At 75.0% G+C, this 7,243-nt stretch carries 9 protein-coding genes; 5 read left to right on the forward strand and 4 right to left on the reverse strand.

Annotation, left to right across the window (positions count from 1 at the left end; all coding sequences use genetic code 11):
* Positions 1-23: 23 nt before the first annotated feature.
* From ACFU6K_RS25340 to ACFU6K_RS25350, 3 genes are read right to left on the reverse strand one after another with little or no spacing between them, the layout of a single operon-like run.
* Complete coding sequence (locus ACFU6K_RS25340) at positions 24-1,166, reverse strand: AMP-binding protein (protein WP_380666666.1); 1,143 nt, start codon at positions 1,164-1,166, stop codon at positions 24-26.
* A complete protein-coding gene (locus ACFU6K_RS25345; protein WP_380666668.1) occupies positions 1,163-1,732 on the reverse strand; it encodes a DUF6309 family protein in 570 nt (189 codons plus the stop codon). Before ACFU6K_RS25345 ends, ACFU6K_RS25340 begins: the two co-directional genes overlap by 4 nt.
* Before the next feature lie 11 nt (positions 1,733-1,743).
* On the reverse strand, positions 1,744-2,571 hold the full coding sequence (locus ACFU6K_RS25350) for a phytanoyl-CoA dioxygenase family protein (protein ID WP_380666670.1): 828 nt from the start codon (positions 2,569-2,571) through the stop codon (positions 1,744-1,746).
* Positions 2,572-2,947: 376 nt separating this feature from the next.
* Between ACFU6K_RS25350 and ACFU6K_RS25355 the strand changes: the two genes are divergently transcribed.
* The 3 genes from ACFU6K_RS25355 (at position 2,948) to ACFU6K_RS25365 (ending at position 4,678) form a co-directional block, all read left to right on the forward strand.
* Positions 2,948-3,610, forward strand: a complete 663-nt coding sequence (locus tag ACFU6K_RS25355; protein WP_380666672.1) for a TetR family transcriptional regulator — start codon at positions 2,948-2,950, stop codon at positions 3,608-3,610.
* 118 nt (positions 3,611-3,728) lie between these two features.
* On the forward strand, positions 3,729-3,923 hold the full coding sequence (locus tag ACFU6K_RS25360) for a DUF1918 domain-containing protein (RefSeq protein WP_380666674.1): 195 nt from the start codon (positions 3,729-3,731) through the stop codon (positions 3,921-3,923).
* 44 nt (positions 3,924-3,967) lie between these two features.
* Positions 3,968-4,678 (forward strand): DedA family protein, encoded by a 711-nt coding sequence (locus ACFU6K_RS25365; RefSeq protein WP_380666676.1) that lies wholly within the window; start codon positions 3,968-3,970, stop codon positions 4,676-4,678.
* Positions 4,679-4,685: 7 nt separating this feature from the next.
* Here the strand turns inward: ACFU6K_RS25365 and ACFU6K_RS25370 are convergent, their stop codons facing one another.
* Entirely contained in the window at positions 4,686-5,426 is a 741-nt protein-coding gene (locus ACFU6K_RS25370) for a PIG-L deacetylase family protein (RefSeq protein ID WP_380666678.1), read from the reverse strand.
* Positions 5,427-5,775: 349 nt separating this feature from the next.
* On the opposite strand from ACFU6K_RS25370, the gene ACFU6K_RS25375 reads away from it, so the two are divergent.
* Positions 5,776-6,795, forward strand: coding sequence for a zinc-binding dehydrogenase (locus tag ACFU6K_RS25375; protein ID WP_380666680.1), 1,020 nt, complete (start codon positions 5,776-5,778; stop codon positions 6,793-6,795).
* A 16-nt stretch (positions 6,796-6,811) separates the two neighbouring features.
* The gene (locus ACFU6K_RS25380) at positions 6,812-7,204 is read left to right on the forward strand and encodes a MerR family transcriptional regulator (RefSeq protein ID WP_380666682.1); all 393 of its coding nucleotides are present in this window, start codon (positions 6,812-6,814) and stop codon (positions 7,202-7,204) included.
* Positions 7,205-7,243 lie beyond the last annotated feature (39 nt).

Genomic DNA, 7,243 nt, shown 5'->3' on the forward strand with positions numbered 1-7,243 from the left:
GGTCACTTCCGTGCCATCGATCATCAGTTCATTGTGTTCGACGTAGGTGCGGGGTGTCCGGCGGCCACGCCCCGGCCGCCGATGAGCAGTTCGCCCACCGAGCCGTCCGGCACCGCCCGGCCGGCGCCGTCCACCACGGTCAGCAGCACCTCGCCGATCCCGGTGCCGATCGGTACGGTCGGCTCCTCGGCGGGCAGGTGGCGGGCCGAGGTGACGAGCAGGCAGGTGGCGCCGACGGTGGTCTCGGTCGGGCCGTAGTGGTTGGCCAGCCGCGCGGTGGTGCCACCGTCGAGCAGGGCGGCGGCGAGCGGGCGGGGCAGCGGCTCGCCGCCGAGCAGCACGGTGTGCAGCGGCGGGGAGTCGGCCGGGCGGCCCTCCAGCAGGGCGGTCAGGTGCGAGGGGGTGGTCTTCAGCACGTCCACCCGGGCCCGCCGCAGCGAGGCCCAGAAGGCTTCCGGGTCGCGCACCTCGCGGTCCGGCACGAGGTGCACCGAGCCGCCGGTGGCCAGGGCGAGCAGCCAGGCGGTGTGGCCGAGGTCGGCGGCCAGGGTGGTGACGTGGGCGGCGCGGGGCGCGTCGGCCTCGGTGAGGTCGAGCCGCCCGGCCAGGGCCCGGGCGTAGTGCACGGCGTTGGCGTGGGTGACGGCCACCGCCTTGGGCTCGCCGCTCGACCCGGAGGTGAAGGAGAGGTACGCGAGGTCCTCGCTCCGTACCTCGGTGGCCACCGGCGGCAGCTCCGGCAGCGCCTCGACGTCCACCACCTCCCCGCCGAGGCCGCCCTCGGTGGCGAGCACCCGGGCCACCCGGACGGAGGCCAGCCGCCGGGCCAGGTCGGCCGCCGACCAGTCCGGATCGGCCAGCACCGCCGCCGCGCCCGCGCGCAGCACGCCGTACAGCAGCACCAGCATCCGGGCGTCCCGGGGCCCGAGCAGGGCGACCCGGTCGCCCCGGCGGGTGCCGGCGGCGGCCAGCCGGGCGGCGATCCGGTCGGCCGCGGTGTCGACCGTGCGGTAGTCGAAGGTGCGGAGGCCGTCGCCCAGGGCGGGCCGGTCGGGGTGCGCCCGGGCCTGGTGGGCGAGCAGTTCGGGCAGCGAGCGGGCCCGGTGGGCGGGGTCGGCCGGGTGGTCGGAGGACGCGGACCGGACGTGCTGCGTCGCGGAGGTCACGCCGACTCGTCCCCCGTCCGGCCCGCCCGGGCGGGCCCCGCGGCCACCCCCGGGTCGCCCACCAGGTAGCCGTCCAGCAGCGCCCGCTCGGGCAGCCGTCCGGCCAACTCCCAGGCCAGCATGCGGTGCAGGCCGTCGAGGTGGATCAGCCCGGACCGGACCGCGAGGTCCCCGTAGTCGGAGTGGTCGACCGGGGCGGTGCTGAGGAAGACGGGCGTGAACGGGGCCCACCTCAGCAGCCGCAGCTTCGCCGCGCAGACCGGGTTGGCGGCGGTCCAGGCCGATCCGCCGGCCCGCACCCGCTCGGCCGCCTCGGCCACCGTCAGCCCGGAGCGCGGCACCAGTTCGAGCTCCCCGCCCTCGCTCAGGTGCCAGGGCAGCACGATGCCCAGGACGTCCGCCCGGGAGAGCCGGATCCGCCACCAGCCGCCGGGGATGCGGTCGGCGCGGTCGAGGTTCTCCTCGCCGTACATGTTGCTGTTCGCCTCGTGGGCCCGCTCCACCGGGTGGTCCCGCAGGTAGGCGTCGTGGACCTCGGGGTAGGCGACGGCTGTGACGATCTCCACGGCAGTGCTCCTCAGACGGTTCCGGTGTACTCGGTGCGGGCGTGCTCACTGCCGGTGTACTCGGTGAAGTGCCGCTCCGCGAACAGCTCGGGCCACTGGCCGTCGGCCAGGTCCAGTTCGCGGGCCCGGGCGAGCATCTGCCGCCAGTACGGCTTCACCGGGCGCCAGCGCGCTCCCACCTGGCAGTAGGAGGCGTCGACGAAGTACCGGGGGCGGCCCGGCCCTTCGGGCGCCGGCCGGCGGGTGTGGAACAGCGCCGAGTTGAGCAGCACCGTCGAGCCGGGCGGCAGCCGGTCGATGACCACCTCGCCGGGCAGTTCGCCGGTGCCGTGGTGGGCGAAGGCGGACTTGCCGACGGTGCGCAGGTGCGAGCCGGGCAGCACGGCCAGGCTGCCGACCTTCTCGTCCAGTCCGCCGAGGTAGTGCAGCGTGTGGACCATCAGCAGCGACGGGTCGGAGCGGTCGTTGGGCTCGCAGTCGTGGTGCCAGGCCTTGCCCGGGATCCCCGGGTCCTGGCGGTCGCTGTGCAGGTGGTGGAAGACGAAGTCCGGCCCGAGCAGGCGGCTCAGGGTGCGCAACAGGGGCGGGTGGGTGAGGAGTTCGCCGTGGGCGGGCAGTTCCAGTTCCAGCAGCGGGGGCGGTCCGTGCCGTAAGGGGTCGGCGCACGCGGCGATCGACCGGGCCCGCAGGCCTTCGTCGACCCACCGGTCCACCTCGGGCGCGAGCCGTTCGCGCAGCGCTTCCGGCAGCAGGCCGGGCAGGACCAGGTACCCGGACTCCAGGAACTGGCGGCGGTGCTCGGTGTCGAGGGCCTCACGCCCTCCGGAGGACAGCGTCACCGAACCGATCCCCTCCTTCCGTCGGGCTGGGAACACACAGGGAATCGGCGCCACGGGACGTGGCGCGGGCAGTGGAGGCACACGGCGTCATCCAGACCTCGGGTGGCGGCGGAGCGTCCGTCACAGGCGCCTCGGCCGCCACAGCTGAATCGTGATCACCACGAAGAGGCATGCGTTGATCACGCAAGGTAGTCCGCCTCAGGAGTATGAACCTGTCTTCGCGTCCACGACAAGACCAATGCCAACCCGTGGACACCTTCCCGCCACCGTGCCGTTCAGCTCCGGCCACCAGTCGTCTTCCGTCCCACGGGGAACTCCGGTCCGTTCGCGCCCCGGTGATTCGCCGCCGCAACAGCGGATGCGGCACAGTGAGGTCATGAGCGACAGGAGTCACCCCGCCCCCGGACCGGTCCGGCGCCGCCCGGTCCAGCAGCGCAGCCTGGAGCGGTACGGCCGCATCCTGGACGCCTGCGCCGGGCTGCTGGACGAGGTCGGGGCGACCGCGCTCACCACCAAGGAGGTCGCCCAGCGCGCCCAGGTGCCGATCGGCACCCTGTACCAGTTCTTCGCCGGCAAGGAGGACCTGCTGGCGGCGCTGGCCACCCGCAACCTCGACCACTACCTCCAGCGCCTGGACGCCCGGCTGGCCGCCGCCGCACCGGTCGGCCCCGCCGTCTTCACCGATCTCGCGGTGGAGGAGTTCGTGGCGATGAAGCGCGCGGTGCCGGGCTTCGGCCAGCTGGACTTCGGCCTGGCCGGCCCGGCCGTCCCCACCGGCGTCCGGGACGACCGGTACCTGCTGGACCCGGGCGTGGACAACAACACCGCCGTCGCCCTGCGGCTCCAGGCGCTCGGCGGCGAACTGTTCCGGTCGGGCGACCCGACGGCCGTCATGCTGACCCTTCGGGTGGCCCTGGAGGCCGCCGACGCGGTGCTCAAACTGGCCTTCCGGGAGGCCCCGGACGGCGATCCGGCGCTGATCGCCGAGTGCAAGCGGCTGGTCCGCGGCTACCTCGCGCAACAGCCGTCCGCCCGCTGAGGCCCGGCCCCGCGGGCCCCGCCCGCCCGAGGCGTTGCGCGCCCGCCGCCCCCGCAGCACAGTGGATAGCGGGAACCGTCCGCGGAGGCGGCCCGGCACACGACCCGAGGAGCAGACCATGCACGCGGCGGTAGGTGACCAGCTCCACATCCACAGCAGGTCGGTGGGCATGGTGGACCAGAAGGGCGAGATCGTCGAGGTGCGCGGCACCGACGGCGAACCGCCGTACGTGGTCCGCTTCGAGGACGGCCACCAGGGCCTGATCTACCCCGGCCCCGACTGCAACATCGAACAGCGCCAGGCGGAACGCTGACCCACTCCCCCGCCACCCCGCCCCGCGCGAGGTGGTGAGGAGCGGTGTCCGCCCCCACACCCGCGCTGCCCGGAGCACTCGCCGGGCTCGCGCCACTGCTGGACCACTACGGGTACCTCGCGGTGGCGGTGCTCGTCCTGCTGGACAACTGCGGCGTCCCGGTGCCCGGGCAGACCGTCCTGGTGCTCGCCTCGGTGTACGCCGGCACCGGACACCTCGACTTCGCCGCCGTCCTGCTGATCGCGACCGGCGCCGCCGCGCTCGGCAACGGCCTCGGCTACCTGATCGGCCGCACCGGCGGGCGCGCCTTCGTCCACCGCTGGGGCCGCTACGTGCTGCTCACCCCGGCCCGGCTGGAGCGCGCGGACGGCTTCTTCGCCCGGCACGGCGGCAAGGTCGTCGCGGTCGCCCGCTTCGTGGACGGGCTGCGCCAGTACAACGGGATCATCGCCGGGACCACGGAGATGCCCTGGCGCCGGTTCCTGGCGTTCAACCTGCTCGGCGCGGTGCTGTGGACGGCGGTCTGGGGCACCTTCGGCTACCTCGCCGGCGCCAACATCGGCACCGTCTACCACACGGCGCTGCGCTACCAGGTCTGGTTCGCGGTCGGGTTGGGCGTGCTGGTCGCCGCCCTCCTGCTCCGGCAGGTGCTGCGCTACCGGCGCCGGCGCCGCCCGGGCACCGACGCCGGCTCCGGCTCCGACGCCGACGCCGGATCGGGATCGGGCTCCGGCTCCGGGTCCGGCTCCGGGTAGCCGGGGGTCAACGCAGCGGGAACACCTCGAACGGCACCGCGAAGCGCGTCCCCAGCCGGCTGCCCGCGCCCCGGCCGAAGCCCTCCAGGAACTCCCGCGGCTCCGCCATCGCCCCGCCCAGCCCGGCCAGGTACGCCTTGTGCTCCTCCAGCGAGGCGACGCCCCGGTCGAAGGTCCCGGTGGTGTCCACCGCGTGCTTCGCCTCCGGCGAGGCCGCCGCCCAGATCTGCCGCACACCGTTCCACGGCTCGTGGCCCTCGGCCAGCAGCTCGCGGAACACCCAGCGGTTCCCGGCATCCCGGACCCCGTCCAGGGTGGCCCGGCCGACCGCGATGTGGTCGGCCTGGTTGAGGAACACCCCGCCGTAGGTGTCCCGGAAGTTGCTGGTGATCACGATGTCCGGCCGGTGTCTGCGCACCACCCGGGCGATGTCCCGGCGCAGCGGCAGCCCGTACTCCACCACGCCGTCCGGGTGCCCGAGGAACTCGACGGTGTCGACGCCGACCACGCGGGCCGAGGCGATCTGCTCCGCCTCGCGCAGCGGGCCGCACTCGGCCGGGTCCAGCGTGTCGATGCCCGCCTCGCCACTGGTCACCATCACGTAGACGACCTTCTTGCCCTGCGAGGTCCAGCGGGCGACGGCCGCGGCCCCGCCGTACTCCATGTCGTCGGGGTGGGCGACGATCGCCAGCGCCGTCTGCCAGTCCTCGTCGACGGGCTCGAAGGGCTCGGGGGCCTGCTCGGTCATGCTGCTCGTTCCTCTCGGTGCGGCTCGGGGTCGTACGGCGGTACGCGGGTACGCGGGTACGCGGGTACGCGGGTACGCGGGTACGCAGGTACGCAGGTACGCGGGTACGCAGGTACGCAGGTACGCGGGTACGCAGGTACGCAGGTACGCGGGTACGCAGGTACGCAGGTACCACAGTCGTACGTTCGTACCACGCGTGACTCTAGAAGACCCGCGTCCCCCACGCCCCGTCAGACACCGCCGTGGCCGGGCGGCTTGCCCCTGACGCAAGGGTCAGGGGTTAGCGTCCGGGCGTCCCGCGGCGGCACGGACCGCCGCCGCCTCCCCGCCCGTTCAGAGGAGTGCCGCCATGGCCCTGCCCACCACCGCCCGCGTCGTCCGGCTGACCGCCGCACCGGCCGGGCTGCCCGCCCCCGGGGACTTCACCGTGGCCGAGGAGCCGCTGGCGGCGCCCGGCCCCGGGGAGGTGCTCGTCCGCAACCGGGCCTTCCTGGTCTTCCCCGGTCTGCGCACGCTGATCGGCGGCGCGGCCTCCGGCCTGCCGATGCCGAACATCGCCCCCGGGGACGCACTGTTCGGGCCCGCCCTCGGCGAGGTGCTGGCCGCGCCGGAGGACGGGCCGCTGCGCCCCGGCGACCTGGTCACCCACCTGTACGGCTGGCGGAGCCACGTGCTCGCCGAGGCCGCGCACGTCACCCCCGTCCCGTCGGACTTCCCGGACCCGCTCGCCCTGGTCTCCGCCTCCTCGGCCGGCTACGGCGGGCTGACCCGCTCCGCCGGGGTGCGCCCGGGCGACGTGGTGCTGGTGACCGGCGCGGCCGGCGCCGTCGGCACGGTGGCCGGGCAGCTCGCCCGGCTGCTCGGCGCCTCCCGGGTGATCGGTACCACGCGCTCGCCCGCCAAGGCGGAGCGGCTGACCGGCGAACTCGGCTACGACGCGGTGCTGGTGCCCGGCGGGCGGCCGCTCGCCGAGCAGCTGGCCGAGGCGGCTCCGGACGGCCTCGACGTCGTGCTGGACCTGGTCGGCGGCGAACAGCTGACCGCCGCCGTGGCCGCGGCCCGGCGCGGCGCCCGGTTCGCCCTGGTCGGTGCGCTGGCCGGACAGCTCGCGCCGGAACGCCTCGGCCGCGACGCGCCGACCGTGGTGGACGCCTTCCGGATCATCACCCTCGGCCTGAGCCTGCGCGGCTTCACCGTGCTCGACCACCCGGATCTGGAGGCCGAGTGGCACGAGCGCCTGGCCGGCTGGCTGCGCGCCGGGGAGATCGTCCTGCCCCGGACGCCGGTGGCGGGCATCGATCGCGCCGTCGGAGCGTTGACCGGACTGTTCACCGGGGACACCTTCGGGACGACCGTCGTGGAACTCTGACGACCAGGGAGCGGGCATGCGGATCGGGGACGCGGCGGCAGCGGCGGGCACCACGCCCAGGGCACTGCGCTTCTACGAGGAGCGCGGCCTGCTCCATCCGCCGGCCCGCTCCGCCTCGGGACAGCGCGAGTACGGCCCTGCCGAGGTGGCCCGGGTCCGGGCGATCCGCCGGCTCCTCGCCGTTGGGCTGACGGTGGACGACGTGGCCAGCCGCGCCCACCGCCTCGACCTGCTGGAGCAGGACCCGCCGGTCCGCTGCTCCGACTCCTCCGGCCCGGACACCTTCGTCCCCGTCGTCCACGCCCGGCTGGCCGCCCTGGACGCCGAGATCGCCCGCCTCACCGCGCTGCGCGCCGGACTCGCCCGCCACGTCGCCACCGGCGGCGCGGACGTACCGGCCACGAGCTGACGGGGTCCTGGAACGGGACCGCCCGGCACCTCGCGACGG

It is taken from the genome of Kitasatospora sp. NPDC057512 (assembly GCF_042802135.1).
Classification (GTDB): domain Bacteria; phylum Actinomycetota; class Actinomycetes; order Streptomycetales; family Streptomycetaceae; genus Kitasatospora.

Bases quoted from the DNA above. Each gene is read 5' to 3' on its own strand.
- ACFU6K_RS25360 (WP_380666674.1), top strand. From the start codon at position 3,729: ATGCACGCGGCGGTAGGTGACCAGCTCCACATCCACAGCAGGTCGGTG.
- ACFU6K_RS25380 (WP_380666682.1), top strand. From the start codon at position 6,812: ATGCGGATCGGGGACGCGGCGGCAGCGGCGGGCACCACGCCCAGGGCA.
- ACFU6K_RS25375 (WP_380666680.1), top strand. From the start codon at position 5,776: ATGGCCCTGCCCACCACCGCCCGCGTCGTCCGGCTGACCGCCGCACCG.
- ACFU6K_RS25370 (WP_380666678.1), bottom strand. From the start codon at position 5,426: ATGACCGAGCAGGCCCCCGAGCCCTTCGAGCCCGTCGACGAGGACTGG.
- ACFU6K_RS25355 (WP_380666672.1), top strand. From the start codon at position 2,948: ATGAGCGACAGGAGTCACCCCGCCCCCGGACCGGTCCGGCGCCGCCCG.